The sequence below is a fragment of the Mycolicibacterium sp. TUM20985 genome, assembly GCF_030295745.1.
In the GTDB taxonomy this organism is placed as follows: Bacteria; Actinomycetota; Actinomycetes; order Mycobacteriales; family Mycobacteriaceae; genus Mycobacterium.
In genome coordinates, this window is record NZ_AP027291.1 from 217491 (window position 1) to 243472 (window position 25982).

The following is a 25982-nucleotide window of genomic DNA, read 5'->3' on the forward strand; positions in this document are numbered from 1 at the left end:
CGCTCAACGAACGTTTCCGCGCCGAAATCACTCAGTTGCCGAAGCCGATCAGGCTGTGCACCTGCGGGAGGGTGGCCGTCGTCGCGAAACCCGGTGCGGCCGCACACACCGCGGGCACGGCGTTGAGCACCTGCATGCCCGTCGCGACGTTCGCCGAGTTGACGTGCTCGAGCATCGACACGTCGCGTTCGAAGCTCGCCAGCGACAGGAAGTGCGCGCGCATCGACGGATCGCCCTCGATGGTCAACGTCCAGCCGTGCTGCGGTTTCGGCCAGTGCGACGGGTACTCGTTGCCGACGGTCCACAGCGTCTCGATCTCCACCAGGGGGCGGCCCTGCCGTCGCCCGACCCAGTTCCACCGTTGACCCGACGTGGTTCCGGCGCGCAGAACGTGGTCGAAGATCTCGTGATCGTGCTCGGCGGCGACGGCCTCGACGTCCGCCGTCACCTCGTCGATGCCCGCGTGCAGCGCATCGGCCAGCAGCCACACCTGTTCGGTGAATATCGAGCTGTTGAAGGCGAGGAAGTCGTTGGCGGTGACGCTGATCTCGTCGACGGGTTGCCCGAAGCGCATGTTGTCGAAGGTGATCGCGGTGCTGTCGTACACCGACCAGTCGGCCCGCTCCTGGAGCTTCAGCGTCTCGATGGTGCGACTCATCCCCGACAACGCCAGCGGAAGCGCGCCCGACAGGTTGCCGGGGTTGAGCCCGCACCCGTGCACGCTGGTCCCGCCCCGAAGGCACGCGGCCAGCACCCGGTCGCGATCGCGAAGCCGAATGCGGTTGGGGTGGAACAGGAATGCCGTCGTGACGACGTTCTTGCCGCTGGCGAGGATCGCGCACACCTCGCTGATCGACGTGAGGCGCGGGGTGTACACGACGCAGTCCGCCTCGATGGCGAGGGCCTTATCGGTGTCCTTCGTCGCAATCACCCCCACGGGCTCGCGGCCGATTAGCGTGCCCGCGTCGACCCCGTCCTTGTCGTCGGAATACGCCTTGACGCCGACCAATTCGAGCCCGGAGCGCGGATCGAGGACCGTTGCCAGAACTTCCTTGCCGACCGCGCCGGTGCCCCACTGGATGATGCGATGTGCCATGCCCTCACAGTCGCACGTCGACCGACGGCGCGTCCGCCGATCGCGTCACGCGTGCCAGGACGACCAGCGGCTCACTGCCACGGTGACCACCGGGCCGTCGAGAGCGACCCGTTCGTACTGGGGATACTTGCGCCTCAGCTCCGCGTATCCGATCGCCATCTGCTCACCGCTGCCGTGCACGGTGGCCACCCCGTCGGCGCGGACCCACCACAGTTGCGCCCAGTCGGCGTCGTAGTGGTCGACCAACAGGCTCACCCTCGGGTTTGCGGCGATGTTCGCCAATCGTCGCAGGCGATGGGTCGACTTTCGCTTGGCGTCGACCGCGGTGTAGACGAATGCGTCCGCACCGACGACCCGCACCGCGAAGACCACCGGCACCACGTGCGGTACGCCGTCTGCACCGACTGTCGCGAGCGCCGCGACGGGTGCCTCCGCGAACTGGGCGGCCGCGTCCACGGTCACCGGGATGGCTTCTGCGGGCTCACGCTCAGCGGCGAGCGGGTGACGTTGATCTCCGGTTTCTTGGTGGGCCGTGGCGGTCGGCGCTCGGCGACCGGCGCACGCTGGATCTCCGAGGCCGACGGCGGCGGTGGCGGTGGCGGTGGCGGCGGCGGCAGGGGCACGTTCCGCGTGGTCGACGGAGCCGTGGAAGGGGTCGGCGCCGTCGAGGTATCCCGGGTGGGGACGGGCTCGTCGTTGGAGGGGCCGCGGAATGCGAGCAACACCCCAGAGACGACGAGGGTGATCGCCGCCAACGACACGACGACGAGCACTGCCAGCGACTTCCCCGTCCGATACCACGGTGTCGGCATGGGTTTGAAGTTCCAGGTGCTGGCATCGAAGGCGTTGAAGGCGTCGACGGTCCGCTCCTGCGACTGCATGGGCGGCGCCGATTCGACCCACTCCGGGCCGTCGCGCACCTCGGCGGCCGCCACCTCGTCGGGCTCGTCGAACAGGTAACCGAAGTCGCCGTCCGCGGCCGGGGCCTCGACGTCGCCGGGTTGGTCAACGGCCAACTGATCCGTGTCGACGGTGTCGTCGACAGGATCATCAACCCTGGCTTCCCCCGAGGCCTCGCTCTCAGCCACCCCCTGATGCTAGGGGTCCACCTGCGCAAATGTGCGACCGAATGCCGAATTCGCCCGGCGCGTCGACGAACCTGCGACGTCGTACTCGAACCGCTGCCGCGGTACGGGCCCACCGGTAAGGTCCCAGGCGAGTCCATTGGTTCACGGTCGCGACCCAGCGGCGCCACCTCCGCGTCACCGTCACGCCACCCGCCCAGCAGAAGGTTCGCCCATGAAGAAAACTCGGCTCACCAGCGCCCTGGTCCTCCTGCTGGCGAGCGGTCTCGTCGCCTGCGCCCCACCCGAATCCAAGGACGCGGGCGAGAAGACCGACTCGGGCGTGAACGCCAGCGAGGCGACGTCGGCGGCCGACTTCGGCGGGTCCGACCTGTCCGGCCTGATCGACGCGGCGAAGAAGGAAGGCGCACTCAACGTCATCGCGTTGCCGCCGGACTGGGCCAACTACGGCGCCATCATCAAGGCGTTCGGTGACAAGTACGGCATCAAGGTCAACTCCGCCCAGCCCGACGCCGCGAGCCAGGAGGAGATCAACGCCGCCACACAGCAGAAGGGCAAGTCGACCGCGCCCGACGTCTTCGACCTCGGACAGGCCGTCGCCCTGGCCAATACGGCGATGTTCGCGCCGTACAAGGTGGCGACGTTCGACGACATCTCCGCGGACATGAAGGATCCGGACGGCGCCTGGGTCAACGACTACGGCGGCTACATGTCGATCGGTTACGACTCGGCCAAGGTGCCGGAGATCAAGGGCGTCGACGACCTCCTCGGACCGGACTTCAAGGGCAAGGTCGCGCTCAACGGCGATCCGACGCAGGCAGGCGCCGCGTTCTCCGGCGTCATGATGGTGGCCCTGAGCCAGGGTGGTTCGCCCGACGACATCGCCCCCGGGGTGGAGTTCTTCGGAAAGCTCAAGCAGGCGGGCAACTTCCTGCCCGTCGACCCGACCCCGGCCACCGTCGAGTCGGGCCAGACGCCGGTCGTCATCGACTGGGACTACCTCAACGTCGCGGAGACCAAGAAGCTGCCGTCGTGGAAGGTGGTCATTCCGCCGAACGCCGCGCTCGCGGGCTATTACTACCAGGCCATCAACAAGGACGCGCCGCATCCGGCCGCCGCTCGCCTGTGGCAGGAGTTCCTCTACAGCGATGAGGGCCAGAACCTGTTCCTGCGGGGCAGCGCCCGCCCGGTACGGGCCGACAGCATGGTCACCGCGGGCACCATCGACCTGGCCGCCTACAAGCAGCTGCCGCCCGTCGACGGGGCCGCGACCTACGTCTCCGAGCAGCAGAGCGACGCGGCGAAGAAGTACCTCGAGGCCAACTGGGCGAAGGCGATCGGCTGACCGTCCTGCGCCGTCTCCGCCAGGCCCTGCCGCTGCTGCCGTTCTTTGCAGTGGTCGGGATCTTCCTGATCGTCCCGACGGTGACCGTCGTCGCGAGCGCGATGACCGAGGATGGCCGGTTCTCGCTGACGCGGCTGGCCGCGTTGTTCTCCGAGACCGCACTCACCGCGCTCGGCAGGAGCGTGTTCCTGTCGGCGAGCACGGCGCTGCTCGGTGCGGTGTTCGGCGCGCTGCTGGCCTGGTTGATCGTGTCGCGGCCCGCGACGTCGATGATCCGTCGCGGAGTCATCTCGTTGTGCAGCGTGCTGGCCCAATTCGGTGGCGTCGCATTGGCTTTCGCGTTCCTCGCCACGATCGGCCTGAACGGCGTGCTCACGCTCTGGGTGCAGGAGTACCTCGGCTGGAATCTCGCCGGTTCCGGCTGGCTGTACGGGGTGCCGGGACTGGTGTTGGTGTACACCTACTTTCAGATCCCGTTGATGGTCATCGTCTTCCTACCCGCGCTGGAGGGGCTGCGAGCGCAGTGGCGCGAGGCCGCCGTCAGCCTCGGGGCGTCCACGTGGCAGTACTGGCGCCAGGTCGCCGTCCCGTTGCTGACGCCGGCGTTCCTCGGTGCGGTACTCCTGTTGTTCGCCAACGCCTTCGCGGCCTATGCGACCGCGGCGGCACTGGTCAGCCAGGGCAGCCCCATCGTGCCGCTGCTGATCCGCTCAGCGCTCACCAGTGAGGTCGTCTTGGGCCAGTCCGGCTTCGCGTACGCGCTGGCGCTGGAGATGATCGTCGTGGTGGCGGTGGTGATGGGCGCCTACAGCCTGCTGATCCGTCGCACCTCGCGGTGGCTGCGATGACGCGGGCATTCAGGGGTGCGCTGTGGGTGGCGTTCGGCCTGTTCTTCCTCTTCCCGCTCTACGCCATGGCCGACTTCTCGACCCGCAACCTGCTCAAGGGCGGCCGGACGATGCAGGCCTGGTCCAACCTGGTGACCGACGATGCGCTCTATCAGTCGATCGTCACCTCGCTCTTGCTAGCGGTGCTGACGGTGGTGGCCATGCTGCTCCTCCTGGTGCCGACGATGATCTGGGTGCGACTGCGGACGCCGTGGGCGAAGGGCGCCGTCGAGTTCCTGTGCCTGCTGCCGTTGACCATTCCCGCGCTGGTGGTCGTCGTCGGGCTGAAGAACGTCTACCTCTGGGTGACGTACTTCCTCGGCGAGTCGGCGCTAACGCTGACGTTCGTCTACGTGGTGGTGGTCCTGCCGTTCGCGTACCGGTCGATCGATGCGGCCCTGTCGGCGATCGATCTCGAGACGCTGTCGGAGGCGGCCCGTTCGCTCGGCGCCGGCTGGACGACGACCATCGCCCGCGTCGTCGTGCCCAACATTTGGTCGGGTGTGCTGTCGGCGGCGTTCATCTCGGTGGCCGTCGTCCTCGGTGAGTACACGATTGCTTCATTGTCTGGCTATCAGACGTTGCCCATTCAGATCGTCGCGCTCGGCAAGACCGACGGGCCCACCTCCGTCGCGGCCTCTCTGGCGACGTTGCTGTTCGGATTCGTTCTGCTGCTTGCCCTTTCACTCGTTACCCGACGGAGGCGTCACGCATGAGTACCACGGGCGTCAGCGTCGAACTGACCGATCTCACCAGGATCTACGGCACGGTCAAGGCGCTCGACGGTCTGACGCTGAAGATGGAGCCGGGTGAATTCGTCGCGCTGCTCGGCCCGTCGGGCTGTGGCAAGACCACCGTGTTGCGCATCCTCGCCGGCCTCGACCAGGCCACCTCGGGCACGGTGACCGTCGACGGCCGCGATCTCACCAACGTGCCTGCCAACAAACGCGACATGGGCGTGGTCTTCCAGGCCTACAGCCTCTTTCCGCATCTGACCGCTTCGGAGAACGTCGAGTTCGGGCTGAAGATGCGCGGCGGTGCGAAGGGGGACCGAGGCAAGCGCGCCGCCGAGATGCTCGACCTCGTCGGGCTTTCCGAACACGCCCACAAGTACGCCTCCGAGATGTCGGGTGGTCAGCAGCAGCGGGTCGCGTTGGCGCGCGCACTGGCGATCCGCCCGCGGGTGCTGCTGCTCGACGAACCGTTGTCCGCGCTCGATGCGAAGGTGCGCGCCCAGCTCCGCGACGAGATCCGTCGCGTGCAACTCGAGGTCGGGACGACGACGCTGTTCGTCACCCACGACCAGGAGGAGGCCCTGGCCGTCGCGGACCGGGTCGGCGTGATGAGCCAGGGCCGCCTCGAGCAACTCGCGCCGCCCGCCGAGGTGTACGCCAACCCGGCGACTCCGTTCGTCGCGGAATTCGTCGGGCTGAATAATCAAGTGCCTGCCCAGGTTTCGTCGGGACGTGCCCACGTGTTCGGCGAGGAGCTCCCCACCCTGGCGGGGTCGATCACCTCGGGCTCGGGCACCGCGATGGTGCGTCCGGAATCGGTGACGGTGACCGCCGACGAGGCGGGCGCTGCGACGGTCAGGTCGGTGGCCTTCCTCGGACCGATCTCGCGGGTCTACGTCGAGGTGGGCGACGGCGCCGTCGTCCACGCTCAGCTGAGCAGCTCCCAGGCCAGGCAGTTCGCCACCGGGCAGCGGGTGACGGTGGGCGTCCAACCCACCGACGTGCTCGTCGTCCCCGCGCCCTAGACGGCGCGACGAGTGTGGGCGCCATGCACGCGATTGCGTCGGCGAATTCAGGCGGTCGATGCAACAGTTGGCGGTTTTGAGAGTAGTTCGTTGAGTGCTTCGGCGGGTGTTCTCCAGTTCAGGGTTTCGCGGGGACGGCCGTTGAGTTCGGCTGCGACATTGTCCAAGATCCCGGGACCGTGCAGCGATAAGTCGGTTCCCTTCGGAAAGTATTGACGCAGAAGCCCATTGGTGTTCTCGTTGGTGCCCCGTTGCCAAGGAGAGTGCGGATCGCAGAAATAGATGTCGAGATCGGCTGCGACGGCGATGGCAAGGTGATTGGCCATCTCCTTGCCCTGATCCCAGGTCAAGGAACGGCGTAGATGCTCGGGCAGCTCGGTCATCTTCTCCACGATGGCGTCCTGAACCGCGACCGCACCGTGGTTGTCGGGCAGATGCAGCAGCATCACGAAACGGGTGGAGCGTTCCACCAGGGTGCCGATCGCCGATCCCGATGTGGTGCTGCCGATGATCAGGTCACCCTCCCAGTGCCCGGGTACCGCGCGATCGGCGACCTCGGCCGGGCGTTCACTAATGTTGACCATCCCCGGAATGCGGCCGCGCCGGGTCCCGGGCTGATGCCGAGGCCGGCGGATCGCTCGCTTGGTCCGCAAGCACTGGTGCAATTCCCGGCGCAGCGACCCCCGCCCTTGAACGTAAATGGCCTGGTAGATGGCTTCGTGTGACACCCACATCTCCAGATCGTCGGGAAAGTCGATGCGCAACCGCCTGGCTATCTGGCGCGGACTGTGACGCAGCTCCAACCGAGTCTGCACCTCATCACGCAACGTGTCAGCGACGGCGAACTTGCGCACCTTGGGGCGCCGCGCCCGCCTCGCGGCTGACCGTTCACCTGCCAACGCGTCGTAACGCACCGTCGAGCTGATGCCTGTTAACGACGGTCTAAACGTAGGCCAGGAGCGACGGTGAAAAGTAGGCCACGTGGTCGTGGTTTATTGTGCCGTGTTGTCGGCTCGGGCGGAGGGCAAGGTGTCTATTCCGGTGTCTTTGAGGCGGTAGCTGGATCCCTTCAGTGTGAGGACGTCGGCGTGGTGGACGATGCGGTCGATCATTGCCGCGGCGACGACCTGGTCGCCGAACACATCACCCCAGCGGGCGAACGGCAGGTTCGAGGTCAAGATCAGCGAGGCATGTTCGTAGCGGCTGGAGACCAGCTGGAAGAACAGGTTCGCGGCGTCCTGCTCGAATGGGATGTAGCCGACTTCGTCGACGACGAGCAGTCCGATGCGCCGCAGCTTGGCCAACTCGGCGGGCAAGCGACCCGCGTTGTGGGCGGCTTTGAGGCGGGCGACCCAGTCCACTGCGGTGGCGAACGCGATCCGGTGCCCGGTCTGGGCGGCTTTGATGGCCAGGCCGGTCGCGAGGTGAGTCTTGCCGGTGCCCGGCGGGCCGAGGAGCACTACGTTGCGGGCCTTGGCCAGAAAGACACCGGTACCGAGGTGGGCGATCATGTCACGGTTGAGAGCAGGTTGGTGATCGAAGTTGAAGTCCTCCAGTGACTTACGCGTCGGGAACCCTGCTGAGCGGATACGGGTCGCTGCACCGGAGGCTTCGCGGGCGGCGACTTCACGGGACAGCACCGCAGCGAGATACTCCTCATGACTCCAGCTGGCTTCACGGGCTTGCTCGGCCAACCGGGCTGCCGCATCCCTGATTCGTGGCGCCTTCAGCGCTTGCGCGTAGTGCAAGATGTCCTTGATCGGATCCTCCGCCATCTCAGGCCACCTCCCCGTCGAATCCGGTTGCACTGCTGGTGAAGTCGACACCGAAGGCACGGTCGTACTCGGCCAAGTCCCGCGCCAGATGCTCGCCTGCCAGTGGAGCCGGGCCCGTCTGGAATTGGCGGCGCATCGCCGCGGCGGTCGCGACGTGGGCCGGGTCGGTCAGGGTTTGACGTGCCGCCCAGCAGCGGTCATGAGCCGCCAGCAGATGCCCGGATCGGCTCACCGTCACCTGGGCCAGGGTGGTGCGAACGTCGACGAGTTGACCGATCGCCGTCGGATCCACCGAGTAGTCATTGCCGGCCACCCGGACGTAGTAGTCCCGTCCCAGCCGTTGGTGCGCCACGGTGTCGATCACCGGAGGCACGGGTGGCAGGACCAGCATCTGAGCTCGATCACGATCCAGGAAATCAACGGGACGCCCGTCGAGGACACGCACATGACGACTGTTGGCGGTCGGAAGCCATTGCCCCAGTTGACTATTGAAGTCGTGCGGGGAGTCGAAGCTGCGTCCGGGCAGGAACGAGGTCTCCAGGTAGCGGTTGGCTCGTTCCACCATTCCCTTCGATTCGGGGTCATAGGGTTTGAGTTGCACCATCCGCGATCCCAGCGTGCCCATCAACGCAGTCACCGGATCGGCCAACCGGCCCCGACGTCCGATCCCGGCTTCGTTGTCCCACCACAACTCGTGCGGCACCGCGGCGAAGCTGCTCGCCAGCAGCTGCCACATCCCGGCCACCAGATCCATCGTTTGGCGCGACGGCAGCATCACCGCGGCGATGAACCTTGAGAACGCCGCCACCATCACCAAGACCGGCAGCATCGCCTCCTGACCGAACCCCACCGCGATCTTGGGCGCCGGGAACCACAGATCGCACTGCGCCACCCGACCGGGCGGATGCTCGAGGCGATCCACCGGATCAGCGGGCAGGTACTCCGGGCGAACCGCCCGGACCCGCTCCCGAAACCACGAGATCGAACCCGTCCACCCAATCCGCTCCGCGATCACCGTCGCCGGCATCCCGGGATAGGCCGACAACAAAGCCCGAATCCGTGGCTCCACGGTATCGATCGCCGGCGTCACCGCCCGCCGCTCATATTTCGGTGGGACGTCGCTGGCCAACGCCCCAGCCACAGTGTCGCGCGCAATACCCATCTGCCGTGCGATAGCCCGCTGCGACAGACCCTCGCTGCGGTGAAGATGCCGAATCAAGGCCCAATCTTCCAAGGAGATCACCCATCCAATCTGTATGGGTGGCCTACTTTTCACCGTCGCGACTGGCCTAGATTTCAACCGTCGTCAACAGATGCCGCTTTGACGGGCTCCGAAGGCCTCCTTGCGTCGATAACCCGACGCACGTCCGTCGTAGCGGTTCTCGACGTTGCGATCCAACTCGCGTTTGATCGTCGAGGCTGGCCTATGCAGTCGTCGCCCCATCGAGCGAAGGGACTCATTGCGGCCCACACCGACCTGAATTTCGATCCGTTCCGACACGGTCAGTCGGGGTCGTGGCCCATCCGTCTTGGGTTCGTGCACACGTGGTTTCACGCCACCAGCGTCGGTCAACCATTTCCGCGCCGCCCCGAGCGACACGCCGACAATGACCGCAGCCTCAGCCGGACCAAAACCCAGCCGAACCTGCCCCCAAAACGCACTCACCGTCACCGGCTGAATCGCATGAGATCCCATCACAACACTCCTCGAGCAGAAGGGTGTTGCATCGATCCCTTGAAACCGCCGTCGTTCTGCGTGCACGACCCCCACAGTCGGCAGCCGAGCTAGACGTCCTTGACGGGTTCGATCCCCAAGTCGCGGTAGGTGACGAGCGCCGCGAACGGCACGTCGCGACGAGCGAACCGACCGGCGGCCACGTTGCCGCGGTCCACCATCGGGATGACACCGGTCACGACGGCACCCGCCGCGACGACCCGGTCGAAGGCGATCTCGGTGGAGCCGCCGGTGCTGATGACGTCGTCGACGAGCAGCACGCGCATGCCCGGCTCGATGCGGGTGCCCTCGATCCACTGCTCGCGGCCGCGCTGCTTCTGCTCCTTGCGAACCGAGAACCACGCACTTCCGGTGACCATTGCGATGCCGTGGGCGAGCGGATCGGCGCCCATCGTCAGGCCGCCGACGGCGTCGAACTCGATGCCGGTGGACGCGGCGAGGTCGGCGACGGCCCGGCTGACCGTGGTGAGCCGCTCACCGGTGTCGATCGCATACTTGCCGTCGATGTAGTCGTGGCTCAGCTGACCGCTGGCCAGCTTGAACGGCTCCTCGCGGTGTTCGTACCCGCGGGTGCGAATGAGGTCGAATGCGGCTTGCCAGGTGTCGGGGCGGTCGGGCACGCAGCGATCGTATGACAGATCAGACGGAGCGGGCCCGTCTGGTCAGTTCCGCGGCTGCCGACCGCAATTGGTCGGCCGAGTCGAGTCGGTCGAGGTACCCGACGCGCGGATACGCGATCCCGCGCTCGGTGGTCACCTTGAGGTCGAGGCCGTAGCGGTCGACCCCGGTGCAGACCGCGGCGATGGCGTCGGGGTAGCCGGCGAGCGTCCTGGCCATGGCGGTCAGTGACTCGGCATGGTCGGCGTTGAGGTGTTCGATGGCGCCGGCCGCCATCGCCTGCACCGGATCCGGCTCGGCGGCGGCGTAGTCGACGCCCGTGGCCGAGTCCATGCGGCCGTAGCCACCCACCCAGCGGACCCGGTCGACGCGCAGCACCCACAGGGTGAAGTCGCTGTAGTCCACGTAGTACTTCGCGGCGGGGACGGCATCGAGGTGAGCCTGCCGGGCGGTGGCGAACTCGTCACCCGTCGGCTTCTCGACGACCCCGGCCAGTGTGATCCGCGAGTTGGCCAGTGGGTCGCTGTCGGTGGCGGCGGCGACGATCGCAATGCTGGCTCTCGGGTCCCCGGCCAGGTTGCGGCCATGCTCCGCGAGGTTGGACACGCACAGCACCGGCGCACCGCCGAGCAGACCGTAGGTGACGAACGAGGCCCATGGGTCGCCGGCGGCGGTCAGCGTTGCCAGCGTCCCGGTGTTGGTGGAGGCCGCGATCGTGCGGGCCTCCTCGGCCGCCGTGGGGCGAGTCGTGGCGGCGGGTGCGATCAATGGGGGCGGGATCGACGGGGCGTCGCCAGGGTCGCCGTGGTCGCGCAACGAGTCACTGGATGCCACCTGCGAAACCCTACCGCTGGCGTCACCGGACCGTCGATCGTGGTCGTAGGATCCCTTCACCGAAACCCAATCGAGAACGGCGAATTCATGGGCGCAGCGATCGTCGATCCCGACGGAGTCCCGTGGACGGTCCGCCGTCGGTGGTATCCGTGGCGGCGGGCATTGTCACTACGCGACCTCTTGTCGTCCACGCCCGGCACCAAGAAGGCGGACGCCAGCGAGTCCTCGGAACCGGACGACACCGCACTGCCCAGGAACGTCCTCCTCAAGGTGCTCTTCGTGGTGGCCGCCGCGATCGTGTGGGTCGTGTACAGCGTGGGCAAGGTGCTGTTCTACGTCGCGGTCGTGGTGCTGTTCCTCGTCGGGTCGGTCGTCGAACTGTGCCTGGCACTGGTGGTCATGCCAATCACGTTGTTGCTCAGAGTTATTGGACGGAGTCGGTGGCCCGTGGAGATCGGCAGGCAGGGTGAGCACGTCGCGACGCGTCACGCCCACGACTTCGCCGCGGCCGGGGCTCTTCGCGATGCGACGATCGCCGAGATCGAGCGCGGTGTGCTGCCCATGGAACCAGTGGAACGAACGGCCTGATTCAAACGGGCGCACCATGGGTAGTTTCGAACACTGATGACTGAGGCGATGAAACTTCCGTTCGACCAGTGGCTGCCGACGCAACGGTGGTACGCCGGACGTGGCCGCGAACTGACCGACGTGCGGACCGACGAGGTGGTCTCCCTACGCGACGGTCTGGATCTGATGCTGCTCGACGCCGACTACACCGACGGCACGTCGGCCCGCTATCAGCTGCTGGTGCGGTGGGCCGACGACGGCGCCGGCGGTGCCGGAACCGCCGCGATCGGAGTCTCGGGAACCCGCACGGCGCACGATGCCCTGTACGACCCGGCGGCCGCGCAGTACCTGCTGTCGCTCGTCGACGAGTCGGCCTCGGTCGGACCGCTGCGCTTCGGCAAGGAGCCCGCGGCCCAGCTGCCGATGGATGCGGTGGGTCGGGTGATCGGGGCCGAGCAGAGCAACACCAGCGTGGTGTTCGGCGACGCCGCGATGTTCAAGGTGTTTCGCCGCGTCACGCCGGGGATCAACCCCGACATCGAACTCAACCGCGAACTGGCCAGGGCGGGCAATCCCCACGTCGCGCGTCTGCTCGGGTCCTACGAGGCGACCGTCGCCGGCGAGTCGTACTCGCTGGGCATGGTCACCGAATTCGCGGCGAACTCGGTCGAGGGCTGGGACATGGCCACCGCGAGCACCCGCGACCTGACCGCTATCGAGGCGGGCATCGAATTCGCCGAGGAGTCGCGGCAGCTGGGCGCGGCGGTCGCCTCCGTGCACCGGACACTTGCCGACGCGCTGGGCACCACCCGCGAGCCGTTCCCCGCGGACACGCTGCTGCGGCGGCTGCACGAGGTCGCGGCCATGGTGCCCGCCGTCGAGCGCTACCGGGAGTCGATCGAGGAGCGCTACCGCGCGCTCGCCGCTGGCGCGGGTGACGGGATCACGGTGCAACGCGTGCACGGCGACCTCCACCTCGGCCAGGTGCTGCGGACGCCGGAACGGTGGCTGGTGATCGACTTCGAGGGTGAACCCGGACAGCCGCTCGACGACCGGCGTCGGCCCGACTCGGCGCTCAGGGACGTGGCGGGTGTGCTGCGGTCCTATGAATACGCCGCCTATCAGCGCCTCGTTGGGGGCGGCGCGGAGGCCGACGACCGGTTGGCCGTCGGCGCCCGGGAATGGGTCGACCGCAACTGCGCGGCCTTCTGCGACGGCTACGCGACCGAGGCGGGGGCCGACCCGCGGGACTCGGCCGGGTTGCTGGCGGCCTACGAACTCGACAAGGCGGTGTACGAGGCCGGCTACGAGGCCAGGTACCGGCCCGACTGGCTGCCGATTCCGATGGCGTCGATCGCCCGGCTCGTCGGCTAGCCCCGCGCCTCTATGCGAGCGCCTGCACCGCCGCCTGGGCGGGTTTCGGCGTCCAATCCGACCGGTACAGCCCGAACGTGTCGTCCGGGGCGCCGCTGCCGGTATTGCGGTCGCGGGTGGTGTAGACGTAGGCCGGGCCCGCGTAGGGCAGGGTGCGCCACGTGGCGAGGAAGTCGGTCAGGTACGCGGCCTGGGTGGCCTCGTCCGCGCTGGAGGTCGGCTCGCCGTACTCGGTGGCCCAGATCTTCTTGCCGCCGTCGCCGTTGGCCGACATCCGGTCGTGGATCGCCGCCACTTGCAGGATCGGCGAGTTGGCCAGGTTGCCACCCGCCGAGAACATGGTCGTGTACTGGTACGGGTGGTACGACAGGGCGTCGAATGAACCCTTCGCTCCCGCCGCGTACATCTGCTCGATGAACGTCACCGGATCCATCGTCAGCGAGAAGAACGACACGACGGCTCCGACGACGCCGCCGAGGACCAGGGCCGACGGGTCGGCACCCTTGATCTTCGGGTAGGCCGCCTTGAGCAGACCGGCGTACACGGCGGGTTCGGGACCCTGCGGACCGGACGTCCACGACATCGCGGCGTTGGGCTCGTTCCAGATCTCGTAGGCGGCGACGCGGCCGCGGAAGTGGCTGGCCGTGGCTCCGGCGAAGTCACCGTAGGTGCCCGCCGAGGCAGGCGGGCTGGAGACGGCGGGCAAGCCGGGCTCGACGGCCCACCCCGGGGACGACACCAGCGTGCCCAGCACCGACATCCCGCGGGCGTTGGCCGCGTCGACCATGAGGTCGACCTGGCCAAAGTCGTACTGCCCGGGATTGGGTTCCATGCCGGCCCACGGCATCATCACTCGTACGTTGCGGATGCCGGTGGCCGTCATCAGGTCGAAGGTCCGGTTCACGTCGTCGGGTGACATGCCGTAGATGTCGGAATCGGAGATGCCGACCGTGCTGCCGGAGGTGTTGATCGACGCCGTCTCGATGAACGGCAGGGTCCGCGACTCGGGGTGGATCACCGCGGTCGCGGTCGCCGATACGACGGCGACGGTCGCGACGGCAGCGACGATCTTGAAGACGTTGCGCACACTTCCCCCTCTTGGGCCCAGCCTCGAGACTTGAACCTAACAAAGTCCAGTCCTAGACACTTCGTCAGCGCGGTGGCCTGGCGTTACCTACCGCACCAGACGGCACAGCAGCATCGAGGCGCTGAAGACGCCCAGCGCCGCGGCGACGAGCAGCACGGTGACGTCAAGCCACGTGTTGCCGGGCGTCCCCAGCAGCAGGGCCCGAAGCGCGTTGACCTCGTAGCTGAGCGGGTTGACCGCGGACAGCCAGCGCAGCCACTGCGGCATGAGATCGACGGGGTAGAGGGCGTTGGACGCGAAGAACAGCGGCATGGTGATGGCCTGGCCTATCCCCATCTGCCGGTCGCGGTTGCGCACCAGCCCCGCCAACGTCATCGACAGGCAGGCGAAGAACGCCGAGCCGAGCACCACGACGCCCATCGCGGCGAGGATCCTCAGCGGGTTGGCGGTGAGATGGATGCCCATCAGGTAGGCGATCACCATGACGCCGACGACCTGGGCGACCGACCGCACCCCTGCCGCGAACGCCTTGCCGGTGATGAGCGCCGACGCTGGCGCCGGGGTGACCATCAGCTTGGCGAGGATTCCGGCGTCGCGGTCCCACACGATCTGGATGCCGTAGAAGATCGAGATGAACAGCGCCGACTGGGCGATGATGCCGGGGGCCAGGAACGCCAGGTAGGGCACGTCACCGGTGTCGATGACGTGCAGCCGCGAGAACGTCTGCCCGAAGATCAGCAACCACAGGGCGGGCTGCACCATGCGGGTGAGGAGTTCGCTGCGGTCGTGGGACAGCTTCTGCAATTCGACGAGTGCGAACGCGCCCATGCGGCGCAGCAATCCGTTCACGCGACCGATGCCGCGCGGGGCGCGGATCAGCTCGACGGTGACTGCATCAACTGACACGGCGGGCCGTCCTTCTGCTGGAACGGATCTCACTTAGTTGGCGGCGCGCGGTATCTCCGGTGAGGGTCTCACCTGCGTAGTGGCGGAACACGTCCTCGAGCGTTGCGTTCGGGGCGGCGTCCGAGCTGAGGGCGGACTTGAGATCCTGTGGCGACCCCACGGCCCGTAGCGCGCCATGGTGCATGAGGGCGACGCGGTCGCACAGCGCGTCGGCCTCCTCCATGTAGTGGGTGGTCAGCAGGACCGTCATCCCGTACTCCTCCTGCATGTCGGCCACCTGCGACCACACCGCGTCGCGCGCAATGGGATCCAGGCCCACGGTGGGCTCGTCGAGGATCAGCAGCGAGGGCCGGTTCACCAGCGCCTGCGCGAGTTCCAGCCGTCGGACCATGCCGCCGGAGTACGTGCTCGCGAGATTCTCGGCGACGTCGAGCAGGTTCATCGCCGAGAGGGCCTCGTCGACGCGGCCGCGGCGTTGCCGGCGGGGAACGTCGTACAACCGGGCGAACAGGTCGACGTTCTGCCGGCCCGTCAGGGCTGACTCGATCGAGAGTTGTTGCGGGACATAGCCAAGGTTGTGGCGGATGTCCATGGTGTCGCGCCGGGCGTCGAGACCGAAGATGCGTACCTCACCGTCCTGGACGGGGGTGAGCGTGGTGAGCACCCGCACCACGGTGGTCTTGCCCGCACCGTTGGGGCCGAGCAGGCCCACGGTCTCGCCGGCGCGGACCTCGAGGGTGAGGTCGTCGACGGCGGTGAAGTCGCCGTAGCGGTGGGTCAGGTTCCGGCAGTCGATCGCCGGGGGCCTCGCTGCGGGTGGCTTCATGCGGGCTCCTCGTGTAGTAGGCGGGTGACTTCGGCGAGCACGACGAGACCCTCGCTGAGCCGGTCGCGCTGATCGGGATCGAGTCGGGCGAGCGCGGCGCCGAGGGTGGCCCGTCGGGTAGCGCGGGATTCGTCGGCGATGCGCTGTGCCGGTGCGGTGAGCCGGAGCCGGCCGACCCGCCGGTCGTCGGGGTCCGCGGTGCGGATCAGCAGGCCGTCGGCGGAGAGTCGTGACACCAGGGTCGAGGCCGTGTTGGGTGCCAGGCCGAGTTCCGTCGCGGCTTCCCGCACCGAGATGCCGGGCTGGCGACCCACCAGTCGCAACAGCTCCGCCTGCGACTCGGGGAGCCCGGTGCCGATCCTCGGCCCGCCGCCGGCCCGGCGCACGTGGCGGCGGAAGCGGCCGGCAGTGGCCAGGAGTTCACCGGCGAGATCGGTCTGGGTGTGCACCCGCTCCACAGTACCTCTGTTACAGAGCTAACTATCGCGACTTCGGCGCGCACACCGTCGCTCACCGAACGTTCCCGCGCCGAAATCGCGGGGGTGGGGTGGGCGTCGGGCAAGATGGCAGCATGTCCACATCCGATTTCGACGACTTCCCGCTGTCACAGTCCGAGGAGCTCGACTCCGACGAGATTCGCAACGCGGACGGTGATGAGGTAGTCGACCCGCCCGAACGCTGGATCCCGGCCAAGGACGACGAAACCCTCGACGAGCGACTGTCCGAGGAGGAGCCCGACGTCACCGCCGACACGGAAGCCGGTGCCGACGGTGCGGACGAGGATGATGCGACCGAAGCGCACGACTCCGACGCCGGCGGTGGCCTCGAGGTCGTCAGCGGTGACGAACTCGACCACCTCGACACTCAACGCCATGGTGTCGAGAAGGGTCAGATCGACGGGACTCCGGAGGACGGCGCCTCGTTCTTCGACGTCATCGAGTAACGGGGGCTACTCGGCTTCGGCCGCCTGAAGCACGACGACGGACCGCGCCTGGACAGTCAGTGTGGCCTTGGCGGAAACGGGACTGAAGGCCGCAGGCTCCGCCCCCTCCACCGTGTAGATGACCGGCTGCCACGCTGCGCCGAATTCCTCGGGCGGCAGGTTGAAGTCGATGGGCTCGTGGTGGGCGTTGAAGCACATGACGAACGAGTCGTCGGTCACGCGCTGCCCGCGGGGATCGAGGTCTGGGATGCCCTGGCCGTTGAGATAGACGGTGATGGACTTGCCGAAGCCGGAGTCCCAGTCCTCGTCGCTCATCTCCGAACCGTCGGGCGCGAACCACGAGATGTCCGGCAGGCGCTCCGACCCGCGAACGCGGACCGGACGCCCGTCGAAGAACCGTCGCCTGCGGAAGATCGGATGCGCCGCGCGAAGGGCGGCGACCGACTGGGTGAACTCGATCAAGGCGGCGTCGGCGGTGGCCCAGTCGATCCAGGTGATCTCGTTGTCCTGGCAGTAGCCATTGTTGTTGCCACCCTGGGTACGTCCCAACTCGTCGCCGTGACAGATCATCGGAACGCCCTGGCTGAGGATGTTCGTGGTCAGGAAGTTGCGCACCTGCTGAGCCCGCAATGCGCGGATCTCCGGGTCGTCGGTCTCTCCCTCGACGCCGCAGTTCCAGGAACTGTTGTTGCTCTCCCCGTCGTTGTTGCCCTCGCCGTTGGCCTCGTTGTGCTTGTCGTTGTAGGACACCAGGTCCCGCAACGTGAAGCCGTCGTGTGCGGTGACGAAGTTGATCGACGCGACAGGCCTGCGCGCCGTGTGCTCGTACAGGTCGGCCGACCCGGTGAGCCGGGATGCGAACTCGCCGAGGCTGGCATCCTCACCTCGCCAGAAGTCGCGGACGGTGTCGCGGTACTTGCCGTTCCACTCGGTCCACTGAGGCGGGAAGTTGCCGACCTGGTATCCGCCGGGGCCGACGTCCCATGGCTCCGCGATCAGCTTCACCTGGCTGACGGTCGGATCCTGCTGGACCAGTTCGAAGAACGTCGAGAGCTTGTCGACGTCGTAGAACTCGCGGGCGAGGGTGGACGCCAGGTCGAAGCGGAACCCGTCGACGTGCATCTCGGTCACCCAGTAGCGCAGCGAGTCCATGATCAACTGCAGCGCATGCGGATGGCCGGCGTTCAGGCTGTTACCGGTGCCGGTGTAGTCCATGTAGTAGCGCTTGTCGTCGTCGACCAGCCGGTAGTACGCCGCGTTGTCGATACCGCGCATCGACAGCGTGGGACCCATGTGGTTGCCCTCGGCCGTGTGGTTGTAGACCACGTCGAGGATGACCTCGATGTTCGCCTCGTGCAGCGCCCGCACCATGGCCTTGAATTCTTGGACCTGACCGCCGGGGGTGGCGCTGGCACCGTACTTGGAGTCCGGCGCGAAGAAGCCGATGGTGTTGTAACCCCAGTAGTTGGACAGCCCCTTGTCGATCAGCGTGGAGTCGTTGGCGAAGTGGTGCACCGGCATCAATTCGATCGCCGTGATTCCCAGGTTCTGCAGGTGCTCGATGATGGCGGGGTGGGCGATGGCCGCGTACGTGCCGCGGCTGCGCTCCGGGATGTCGGGATGCGTCTCGGTCAGGCCCTTGACGTGCGCCTCGTAGATGATCGAGTCGGCGTACTCGTGCTGCGGCGGTCGGTCGGTGCCCCAGTCGAAGAACGGGTTGATGACCACCGACTTCGGCATGCTGGCTGCGGAGTCCTCGTCGTTACGGCTGTCGGGATCGCCGAAGTCGTAGGCGAACAGCGACTGGTCCCAATGGAACGCGCCGTCGATGGCCTTGGCATAGGGATCCAGCAGCAGCTTGTTGGGGTTGCAGCGCAGTCCCGACGGCGGGTCGTGCGGGCCATGCACGCGATAGCCGTACCGCTGGCCCGGCTCGACGTCGGGGACGAAGCCGTGCCAGACGAAGCCGTCTACCTCGGGGAGCTTGAGCTTGGTCTCGGTGCCGTCGGCGTCGAACAGGCAAAGCTCGACCATCTCCGCGACCTCACTGAACACGGCGAAGTTGCTGCCCGACCCGTCATAGGTGGCGCCCAGCGGGTAGGCCTTGCCGGGCCACATCTCCCAATCCATGGGGATCGTTTCCTTGTCAACGGCATCGGGTTGCGAGGCCGGCATGACGGGAGACGTTGCGGTGTCCTTGGAACTGGAGGCGGGGGTGGCGGGGGTCAAGTCAAACCCTTCTGGTGAAGCTGGTGAATGGATCAAGACGACGATATGGCACGACGGGGTGGGGCACCATGGCGGGCGAGTGGCTCGACATGGAGGTACGCGGTTTTGTTTACCGGCCCTGAACTGCCCGTTTACCGCACGCTGCAAACCACCGTGTCCGGTCCAGTGGTGACCATCACCCTGAACAGGCCCGATGTTCGCAATGCGATCGGCGACGGCATGCGCGAGGAATTGGCCGACGCCTACCTGCGCTGCAACCGGGCCGACGCGGTCCGGGTGATCGTCCTGACGGGCGCCCCGCCGGCGTTCTGTGCGGGTGCCGATCTCGGCGCAGGCGACCGCACGTTCGCCGCTCCTGGATCCGGTTTCAGCGCCGCGGGTATCGACGTGCCCGCGTGGACACTCGACAAGCCGGTGATCGCGGCCGTCGACGGACATGCGCTCGGCCTGGGGTTGACGCTGGCGCTGCAGTGCGACATCCGCCTGTTCGCGGCCGACGCGAAGTACGGCGTCGTGCAGGTGCGGCGCGGGGTGGTCGGTGACGCGTACTCCCACTGGATGCTGCCGCGGCTGGTGGGGATCGCCAACGCCGCGGAGGTGCTGTTGACCGGTGCCACGTTCGACGGGCGCCGTGCCGTCGAGCTGGGCCTGGGCAGCCGGGTGCTCGACGCCGATGCCGTCCTGCCGGCCGCCCTCGAGATCGCCCACGACATCGCCGAGAACACGGCCCCGATGTCGGTCGCGGCCAGCAAGCGGCTGCTGTGGGATTCGTTCGATCTCGACCGTGCGGCGGTAGGCGCCCGGGAGACCGACATCCACCTGCGGTTGATGGCACACGACGACGCCAGGGAGGGCGTGCGGGCGCATCTGGCGGGCCGCCCGCCGCAGTGGACCGGCCGCCCCGCCGACCCCACCCGCTGAGTGACTTCGGCGTGATCGGTCGCGGTGCGCGCGACCGAACACGCCGAAATCGTCAGGCGATGGCGACGCCGGAGGCGCGGAGCGACGCGACGGCCTCGGCGGTCGTCGTCGGTGCCACCCCGGCGGTGAAGTCCAGCAGCACCCGGGTGGTGAACCCGGCGGCGATCGCATCGTCCGCCGTCGCCTTCACGCAGTAGTCCGTGGCGATGCCGACGACGTCTACCGTGTCGACGTCGCGCTGGCGCAGCCAGTCGGCCAGCGTCGTCCCGGAGTCGTCGGTGCCCTCGAAGCCGCTGTAGGCCGCGGAATACTCGCCCTTGGTGAAGACGGCCTCGACGGCCGCCGGGTCGAAGTCCGGATGGAAGTCCACGCCGTCGGTGCCGACCACGCAGTGTGGCGGCCACGACTCCCGGTAGTCGGGTTGGTCGGAGAAGTGTGACCCGGGGTCGACGTGGAAGTCCATCGTCGCGACGACGTGGTCATAGTCGTGATCGGCGAGCATGTCGGTGATCCTGCTGGCGACGGTCGCACCGCCCTCGACGGCCAAGGAGCCGCCCTCGCAGAAGTCCCTCTGCACGTCGACGATGATCAATGCGCGCATGGGTTCAAGGCTATCCGCCGAAGAGCAGGTACAGCCCGGTGAAGGTGTAGCCGACCATCACCAGCATCATGGCGAGCTGCCCGGTGACCTGATGCCGTTTGGGCAACAGGGACAGCGCCCGGTCGTGCGCGGCGATGACGCCGGCGACGTGTCCACTCACGACGAAGCCGACTTTGAGGGTCGCGAGCACCGACGGATGTGCCGACAGCAGGTAGTACGGCTGGACGTCGGGCAGGCCGACGAGCCGCAGCACGGTCTGCTGGCCGCGCTCGACGAGATAGGTCAGGTAGTGCGCGAAGACGTAGCCGATCACGATCGGGATCAGCGAATGGGCCATCAGCCCAGGCAGTTCGCGGCGGCGCTGGGCGTCGACGCCGCCGGTCGCCCTGGCCGCCAGCGAGAACGTCACCGCCACCACCGTCGCGAAGAGCAGCAGTCCGGCGGTGCGCAACAGCACGGCGACCGTTGTCGAACTGCCGGACAGATCGTCGACGAGGTTGCGCCACTGCGGCATTGCCGAGAAGCTGTCGAACGCCGTCGAACCCAACAGGATCGCGAGCACCGCGACGGTACCCGCGCGCACCGGCATCGACGGCAGATGGTCGAACGGGTTGCCGACCGCGATGTGCCCGTCGGCGTTGCGGCGCAGCGGTGACAGTCGCGACGCCACCACCCCGTACACCTCGAAGGGGTCGGCCCTGGCGTTCCAGCGGGGGCCGAAGACGCACGCCCCCGCGAGCGTCACCATCACGTACGTCGCAAGCCAAATCTCAATGGCGACAAGCGATCCCGGATCATGGCTGGCGAGCTCGAGCCACACGAACGCAAAGAGCCCGACGGCCGCGGGCCAGTAGCCCCATGCGCGCGGGTACTGCCGTGGCGGAGGTCTGCGCGACGGTGGCAGCACACGGTAGACGGTCCGCACGGGCGACAGCACGCGCCACACCGGGCCGAACGCCAACGAGACTGCTGCCAGCCCCACCCACATCAGCACGTAGAACACGCCGGGCAAGGCGTTCTCGTCATCCTGCGGGCCAAAGACGGCGGCGACCGTCACCCACAGCGCGAACAGCAGCCCGGCCACGGCCGCGGCCAGGCGCGTCGCGGGCGCGTCCACCGCCCTCGTCACCCATTGCGGTAGCGGGTGGCCCGCCCTCGCCGGGTCGAACCGCGGCGTCCTCCAAGCGAGCACCACGACGGCGAAGGTGAACGTCAACGCCCACGCCGCGCCGATCAGCGCATAGGTGTACGGAATCGGCAGATCGCCTGAGCCGCCCAGGCCGTGCGCGAGGATCACTGCACGGCGATGGAGGCGACCGTTCGACTCAGTTGGTGCAGCTCCACGTCGACCTTGCCGGGGACGGTGACGGTGAACTGGAACGACTGACCGGACTTCGGCTCGATGTCGAAGGTGTGCTCGGGGTTGGAGTGCACGTGCAGCTGGTCGGCCACGTCGCTGTTCACCCGCACGACGATGGGATCGCCGACCTTGGCCTGGAGCTGCTCGTTGGTGGGCGTCACCTCGCCACCGGCAATGGTGACGTCGACGATCAACCGTTCCGGGGGCGCCTGTTCGTCGGACATCTGCGGGACGCCGGTCGAGCTGGGGCCGGCGGACGGGCTGCTCGCGGCGTCGTCGGAGCCGTTCGATCCGCCGCAACCCGCGACGAGCAGGGCGGTGGCGGCCAGGGCCACGAAGGTCTTCGAAGTCGTCGGCGTCATCACGGGGAACCATCTTCGCCGGTGGATCCTGGACGCTCACTGTGGGTCTCGTCGTCCTCGTCGTCGGGCATACGGCGGTCGCGCCGAGCGACCCAGATGACCACGGCCACCACCAGGATCGCCGGTGCGAACGCCGGGATCGCCAGCAGCGCCGAGTGGTCGGCGAGGACTTGGACGTGGGGCGCGGCGAGGGTCGTCGTCATGCCTGCGCTGAGGGCTCGAACTCAGCCTCGGTCTTCGTCGGCTCGTTCTTGTTGAGCCGGCCCGCACCCCAGGCGAGTCCAGCGATCATGACCAACGTGCCTGCGAGGACGGTCAGGCAGCCGATGAGCCACAGCACCTGCGGCGTATCGGGGTTGCGCTCCCGCTGCAGGATGGTGATCTCCGAGACGAACGGCCTCGTCATCTGCGCCTCGGCGGGCACTTCCGCCGCCCCGATGCCTGGATCTCCGTGGAGGTAGATCGGGACCGCGGTCAGGGTGCGTCCATCGTGGATTCGCAGCAGCGTCTTCCACTGGCCCGACACGGGCATGGGCGCGGTCGACCGGTAGTGGCCGGGGCCCAGCTTCTCGAGGTGATCGACGAAGATGCCGCGCTGGTTCGCCAGACCGCCCTGCCAGCCCAGCACCGACACCCAGTTCGGGTCATCGCTGATCAGGTCCGGCGGGTTGATCCGGATGTCGGCGGTCACCATGCGCTGATCGCCGACGCTCGGTGCCTCGGTCAACGTGAAGGACGCGGTGGCGTTCTGTGGGACGTCGTAGCGCAGGCCGTTGGCGGTCGCGCCGCCGATGGCGATGACGGCGAGCGTCACGATGCCGATGGCGATCCCGCGGCTGGGGAGCTTCTGGTTGGTCAGCACCATGCCGACCATCGCGCCGCACACGCCGACGAGAGCGGCGACCGGCACCGCCATGGCCAGCGCCTCGGGCCAGATGCTGGTCGGCCACGAGTACCGGTAGACGGCGTCGATCCAGAACGACTCCAGCCACAGGCCGAGGGTCGCGACGCCTATGCCGCCGACGAGGCCGAACAGCAGGGGCTTCCTGATGAGTGGGGTCAGAGCGAGCAGCTCGATGACCACGGCGGCGCCCACGTAGACCGGGAACCAGTTGATCGGCGCGCCGAGGACCGGCCCCACGATGAGCGCGACCAGGCCGCGCAGTGCGAGCGCCAGCACTGCCGCGATGATGGCGGCACCTCGGCCGAGCATCATCCGTCCGGCCACGAGTGCGAAGGACCCCGCGGCGGCAATCAGCATCGGCTCGAACACCTGGCGGAACTGCATCACGCCGAAATCGAACTCCACCTGGAAGACGGACAGGCCGATGACGATGCCGCCGAACGCCAGGTACTGGATGAACTTGATGCCCGGCCCGTCCTTCGGCTTGTCCTCGCCGACGGCGCGGCGGCCCTCGTGCTCGAGGTACAGCGCGCACAGCGTGGAGAAGCCAGCGCCGCCGATCAACATGAGGTGGGTGGAGCCCCACAGCGTGACGTCTTGCCCGAAGATGCGGTGCCAGACGTCGTCCAGCGGGAAGCCGATCAGCGCGTAGAGACCGCAGCCGGCCATCAGGATGCCCCCGACCGGGGCGTACCAGTGTCGGGTGATCCGGACCGCCGACGGTCCCGGCTTGTCGTAGGGCAGTACGCAGGCCAGGCAACCCGCGACGAAGAGGATGAACAAGCCGAACAGGATGAAGTAGTGCGCGGGGTTCGCCAGCGGGCCGGGGTCGCGCCCCTTGCCGATGTGCAGGCTGACGTCCCAGATGAACCCGAAGAGCGCACTGATGATGGTGGTGATGAACAGCGCGACGGGCAGTGCGACCCAGGCCGGCCGGTTGAACTTGCGCCCGGCCCACTCGCCCAGATCGTGAAGCCACGTGATCTTGCGCATCCTGTGTAGGTAGCCGATCCAGATCAGCGCTACGCCGACGACCAACCCACCCACGGACAGGCCAATGATCTCGTTGAGTGCGGCTCCACCGCCCTCGGTACCCGCCGCGACGAATTGCAAGGACCCCGTCGTCATCGCCTGACTCCCCTCCACCATGTAGAGCAACCAACGTTACCGGCGAGTAATATTGCCAGAAACGCGTATGTGAAACCAGTGGTACCGGGTGACAAGTGCACCAACTGTCGGTGAGGTACCCACTCCGGCGCATTCACCACCGTGGAATCTTCGCCGCCGGTTACTTCTGCGGAGGCCTCGGGCCCCGTCTGCGACAGGTCCCGGCCTACCCTCGGACGCGTGAAGCTCGCCGCGCTGCGCCTCCGCCAGCGCGACGGCGTGTCGTGCGGGCCCGCGGTCGCCGTCGTGGCGGGCGCGATGCTCGACGCCGACTATGGCGCCGGTCTCGAGGACGCTCGCTGGTTCGACCGCGAGCAGAACAGGGTGCACCTGGCGGCCAACCTGATCTGGCCACGCACCCTGGGCACCACGCCGTGGGGCATGGCGCGCACGATCTCCGGACACAGTGCGAGACACGGGGTGAGGTACGGCTGGCGCCTACCGCGCTGCCGGGACGCCTTTGCCGACGTGCAGCGCGCTGTTGGGGCGCACTGGCCGGTCGCCGTGCTCATCGGCAGTGACCTTCCATGGGTGATCCCGCGGCACTGGGTGCTCATCGTCGCCGGTCACGGCGAGACTTGGGACTGCTACGAGCCGTCGTCCGGTCAGGTGCTCCCCGTGTCTACGGCGGCGGTCCGAGGCGCGCGGCTGGGCGCGCTCGGGTTCCCACGGGCCTTCGCGTTCGTGCTTCCGCGGTACCGCTTGCCGCACCCTTGATCGAACATATGATCGAACGATGGGCGAGATGCAGTCGATCGGCTATCACGGTCAGCCGGTGCAACAAGCCTTCCGCCGCGTCGATCCGCCCGTGTCCGTGTTGATCGACCTCGCCGCGGTGTTCCCCCGCGAACCGCACCGGGCAGGCGGCTATCAGCCGGCCGGTTTGCAGATGCATGCGATCGTCGAGGGTCTGCTCAGCTACTGGGGGATGTGTGAGCAGGGTTTCTGGTGGGGGTTGGTCACCTACGAGATCGCCTACGGCGCCCACCGCAAGGCCGTCACCCACTGGATTCCGTCCTGGACGCTCAAGCGGAAGTGATGGGCGCCGCCGGACAGTTCCACTCGTTAGGGTGGACCGATGGCACGCAAGCTGGCTACCGCCGATGCCGTCGACCGGGCGGCGCTGCTCGACTTCATCAGACCCAGGCATCAGATGGTGTTGACGACCTACCGTTCCGATGGCTCGCTTCAGAGCTCGCCGGTGACCGGCGGCGTGGACGACGAGGGCCGGATCGTCATCGCGAGCTATCCGCAGCGGGCCAAGTCGGCGAATCTTCGCCGCGATGCGCGCGCGAGCGTGACCGTGCTGTCGGACGAGTTCAACGGGCCGTACGTGCAGGTCGACGGTGACGCAGAGGTCATCGAGCTGCCCGAGGCGGTCGAGCCGCTGGTGGATTACTTCCGCTCGATTGCGGGCGAGCACTCCGATTGGGACGAGTACCGACAGGCCATGATGGATCAAGGTAAATGCCTGATCAGGATCGCTGCGGTGCGATGGGGACCGGTGGCGACGGGTGGCTTCCCGCCGAGCTGAACCGTCCGTCGGCCGCGGACCCGGTTAGCCGGCCGCGGTGGCCGCGTTGCGGCGGCTAGCTCGTCAA

General features: G+C 67.6%; 28 protein-coding genes and 2 pseudogenes. 11 read left to right on the forward strand and 19 right to left on the reverse strand.

Annotated elements, in window-relative coordinates; all coding sequences use genetic code 11:
* Positions 1–31: 31 nt before the first annotated feature.
* Genes QUE68_RS00975 through QUE68_RS00985 form a run of 3 tightly spaced genes read right to left on the reverse strand, consistent with a single transcriptional unit; the run spans position 32 to position 2184 of the window.
* Positions 32–1096: a dihydrodipicolinate reductase gene (locus QUE68_RS00975; RefSeq protein ID WP_284232159.1), complete on the reverse strand. Its 1065-nt coding sequence runs from the start codon at positions 1094–1096 to the stop codon at positions 32–34.
* A 45-nt stretch (positions 1097–1141) separates the two neighbouring features.
* Entirely contained in the window at positions 1142–1552 is a 411-nt protein-coding gene (locus tag QUE68_RS00980; protein WP_454786449.1) for a TIGR03668 family PPOX class F420-dependent oxidoreductase, read from the reverse strand.
* Between the two features lie 2 nt (positions 1553–1554).
* Complete coding sequence (locus tag QUE68_RS00985) at positions 1555–2184, reverse strand: hypothetical protein (protein WP_284232163.1); 630 nt, start codon at positions 2182–2184, stop codon at positions 1555–1557.
* Positions 2185–2395: 211 nt separating this feature from the next.
* Here QUE68_RS00985 and QUE68_RS00990 point away from each other — a divergent pair, with 211 nt between their 5' ends.
* From QUE68_RS00990 to QUE68_RS01005, 4 genes are read left to right on the forward strand one after another with little or no spacing between them, the layout of a single operon-like run.
* Positions 2396–3526 carry an ABC transporter substrate-binding protein gene (locus QUE68_RS00990; RefSeq protein WP_284232166.1) on the forward strand — a complete coding sequence of 377 codons (1131 nt, stop codon included), beginning with the start codon at positions 2396–2398 and terminating at the stop codon, positions 3524–3526.
* A complete protein-coding gene (locus QUE68_RS00995) occupies positions 3523–4374 on the forward strand; it encodes an ABC transporter permease (RefSeq protein ID WP_284234651.1) in 852 nt (283 codons plus the stop codon). The genes QUE68_RS00990 and QUE68_RS00995 overlap by 4 nt, the downstream gene beginning before the upstream one ends.
* Positions 4371–5129: an ABC transporter permease gene (locus tag QUE68_RS01000; protein ID WP_284224105.1), complete on the forward strand. Its 759-nt coding sequence runs from the start codon at positions 4371–4373 to the stop codon at positions 5127–5129. Before QUE68_RS00995 ends, QUE68_RS01000 begins: the two co-directional genes overlap by 4 nt.
* On the forward strand, positions 5126–6172 hold the full coding sequence (locus QUE68_RS01005) for an ABC transporter ATP-binding protein (protein WP_284224106.1): 1047 nt from the start codon (positions 5126–5128) through the stop codon (positions 6170–6172). The genes QUE68_RS01000 and QUE68_RS01005 overlap by 4 nt, the downstream gene beginning before the upstream one ends.
* Before the next feature lie 47 nt (positions 6173–6219).
* Here QUE68_RS01005 and QUE68_RS01010 read toward each other — a convergent pair.
* The 6 genes and pseudogenes from QUE68_RS01010 to QUE68_RS01035 all read right to left on the reverse strand — a co-directional run.
* Positions 6220–7095: pseudogene (locus QUE68_RS01010) on the reverse strand (IS30 family transposase); the annotation flags it as partial.
* Positions 7096–7164: 69 nt separating this feature from the next.
* The gene (gene istB, locus QUE68_RS01015; protein ID WP_286274579.1) at positions 7165–7947 is read right to left on the reverse strand and encodes an IS21-like element helper ATPase IstB; all 783 of its coding nucleotides are present in this window, start codon (positions 7945–7947) and stop codon (positions 7165–7167) included.
* A 1-nt stretch (position 7948) separates the two neighbouring features.
* The gene (istA, locus tag QUE68_RS01020) at positions 7949–9190 is read right to left on the reverse strand and encodes an IS21 family transposase (protein ID WP_284226727.1); all 1242 of its coding nucleotides are present in this window, start codon (positions 9188–9190) and stop codon (positions 7949–7951) included.
* Between the two features lie 72 nt (positions 9191–9262).
* Positions 9263–9643, reverse strand: a pseudogene (locus QUE68_RS01025) (helix-turn-helix domain-containing protein); the annotation flags it as partial.
* A gap of 89 nt (positions 9644–9732) precedes the next feature.
* Positions 9733–10302, reverse strand: a complete 570-nt coding sequence (locus QUE68_RS01030) for an orotate phosphoribosyltransferase (RefSeq protein WP_286275015.1) — start codon at positions 10300–10302, stop codon at positions 9733–9735.
* A 19-nt stretch (positions 10303–10321) separates the two neighbouring features.
* The gene (locus QUE68_RS01035; RefSeq protein WP_284224108.1) at positions 10322–11134 is read right to left on the reverse strand and encodes a HugZ family pyridoxamine 5'-phosphate oxidase; all 813 of its coding nucleotides are present in this window, start codon (positions 11132–11134) and stop codon (positions 10322–10324) included.
* A gap of 87 nt (positions 11135–11221) precedes the next feature.
* On the opposite strand from QUE68_RS01035, the gene QUE68_RS01040 reads away from it, so the two are divergent.
* Together QUE68_RS01040 and QUE68_RS01045 are read left to right on the forward strand one after the other, a co-directional pair.
* Entirely contained in the window at positions 11222–11722 is a 501-nt protein-coding gene (locus tag QUE68_RS01040; protein WP_284224109.1) for a hypothetical protein, read from the forward strand.
* A gap of 48 nt (positions 11723–11770) precedes the next feature.
* Positions 11771–13075 carry a maltokinase N-terminal cap-like domain-containing protein gene (locus QUE68_RS01045; RefSeq protein ID WP_286275977.1) on the forward strand — a complete coding sequence of 435 codons (1305 nt, stop codon included), beginning with the start codon at positions 11771–11773 and terminating at the stop codon, positions 13073–13075.
* A gap of 10 nt (positions 13076–13085) precedes the next feature.
* On the opposite strand, the gene QUE68_RS01050 is transcribed toward QUE68_RS01045, so the two are convergent.
* From QUE68_RS01050 to QUE68_RS01065, 4 genes are all read right to left on the reverse strand, one after another.
* The gene (locus tag QUE68_RS01050) at positions 13086–14162 is read right to left on the reverse strand and encodes a cellulase family glycosylhydrolase (protein ID WP_286275016.1); all 1077 of its coding nucleotides are present in this window, start codon (positions 14160–14162) and stop codon (positions 13086–13088) included.
* A gap of 87 nt (positions 14163–14249) precedes the next feature.
* On the reverse strand, positions 14250–15068 hold the full coding sequence (locus QUE68_RS01055; RefSeq protein WP_286275017.1) for an ABC transporter permease: 819 nt from the start codon (positions 15066–15068) through the stop codon (positions 14250–14252).
* Positions 15058–15894, reverse strand: a complete 837-nt coding sequence (locus tag QUE68_RS01060; RefSeq protein ID WP_286275018.1) for an ATP-binding cassette domain-containing protein — start codon at positions 15892–15894, stop codon at positions 15058–15060. Before QUE68_RS01060 ends, QUE68_RS01055 begins: the two co-directional genes overlap by 11 nt.
* Entirely contained in the window at positions 15891–16343 is a 453-nt protein-coding gene (locus QUE68_RS01065) for a MarR family winged helix-turn-helix transcriptional regulator (RefSeq protein ID WP_286275019.1), read from the reverse strand. Before QUE68_RS01065 ends, QUE68_RS01060 begins: the two co-directional genes overlap by 4 nt.
* A gap of 122 nt (positions 16344–16465) precedes the next feature.
* On the opposite strand from QUE68_RS01065, the gene QUE68_RS01070 reads away from it, so the two are divergent.
* Positions 16466–16837 carry a hypothetical protein gene (locus QUE68_RS01070; protein WP_286275020.1) on the forward strand — a complete coding sequence of 124 codons (372 nt, stop codon included), beginning with the start codon at positions 16466–16468 and terminating at the stop codon, positions 16835–16837.
* Positions 16838–16843: 6 nt separating this feature from the next.
* Here the strand turns inward: QUE68_RS01070 and glgX are convergent, their stop codons facing one another.
* Positions 16844–19012 (reverse strand): glycogen debranching protein GlgX, encoded by a 2169-nt coding sequence (gene glgX, locus QUE68_RS01075; RefSeq protein WP_286275021.1) that lies wholly within the window; start codon positions 19010–19012, stop codon positions 16844–16846.
* Positions 19013–19234: 222 nt separating this feature from the next.
* On the opposite strand from glgX, the gene QUE68_RS01080 reads away from it, so the two are divergent.
* Positions 19235–19987, forward strand: a complete 753-nt coding sequence (locus QUE68_RS01080; protein WP_284224112.1) for an enoyl-CoA hydratase/isomerase family protein — start codon at positions 19235–19237, stop codon at positions 19985–19987.
* Positions 19988–20039: 52 nt separating this feature from the next.
* Here QUE68_RS01080 and QUE68_RS01085 read toward each other — a convergent pair whose 3' ends face one another.
* The 5 genes from QUE68_RS01085 to QUE68_RS01105 are packed head-to-tail and all read right to left on the reverse strand — an operon-like array spanning position 20040 to position 24342.
* Positions 20040–20588 (reverse strand): nicotinamidase, encoded by a 549-nt coding sequence (locus QUE68_RS01085; RefSeq protein ID WP_286275022.1) that lies wholly within the window; start codon positions 20586–20588, stop codon positions 20040–20042.
* A 10-nt stretch (positions 20589–20598) separates the two neighbouring features.
* Positions 20599–21885, reverse strand: a complete 1287-nt coding sequence (locus tag QUE68_RS01090; protein ID WP_286275023.1) for a hypothetical protein — start codon at positions 21883–21885, stop codon at positions 20599–20601.
* The gene (locus QUE68_RS01095; protein WP_286275024.1) at positions 21882–22310 is read right to left on the reverse strand and encodes a hypothetical protein; all 429 of its coding nucleotides are present in this window, start codon (positions 22308–22310) and stop codon (positions 21882–21884) included. Before QUE68_RS01095 ends, QUE68_RS01090 begins: the two co-directional genes overlap by 4 nt.
* Positions 22310–22513, reverse strand: a complete 204-nt coding sequence (locus QUE68_RS01100; protein WP_286275025.1) for a hypothetical protein — start codon at positions 22511–22513, stop codon at positions 22310–22312. The genes QUE68_RS01095 and QUE68_RS01100 overlap by 1 nt, the downstream gene beginning before the upstream one ends.
* Positions 22510–24342, reverse strand: a complete 1833-nt coding sequence (locus QUE68_RS01105) for a hypothetical protein (RefSeq protein WP_286275026.1) — start codon at positions 24340–24342, stop codon at positions 22510–22512. The genes QUE68_RS01100 and QUE68_RS01105 overlap by 4 nt, the downstream gene beginning before the upstream one ends.
* Positions 24343–24561: 219 nt before the next feature.
* On the opposite strand from QUE68_RS01105, the gene QUE68_RS01110 reads away from it, so the two are divergent.
* The 3 genes from QUE68_RS01110 to QUE68_RS01120 are packed head-to-tail and all read left to right on the forward strand — an operon-like array spanning position 24562 to position 25915.
* On the forward strand, positions 24562–25098 hold the full coding sequence (locus QUE68_RS01110; RefSeq protein ID WP_286275027.1) for a hypothetical protein: 537 nt from the start codon (positions 24562–24564) through the stop codon (positions 25096–25098).
* Between the two features lie 19 nt (positions 25099–25117).
* Positions 25118–25420 (forward strand): hypothetical protein, encoded by a 303-nt coding sequence (locus QUE68_RS01115; protein ID WP_286275028.1) that lies wholly within the window; start codon positions 25118–25120, stop codon positions 25418–25420.
* Between the two features lie 39 nt (positions 25421–25459).
* Positions 25460–25915, forward strand: coding sequence for a PPOX class F420-dependent oxidoreductase (locus QUE68_RS01120; protein WP_286275029.1), 456 nt, complete (start codon positions 25460–25462; stop codon positions 25913–25915).
* The last annotated feature ends 67 nt before the right edge of the window (positions 25916–25982 follow it).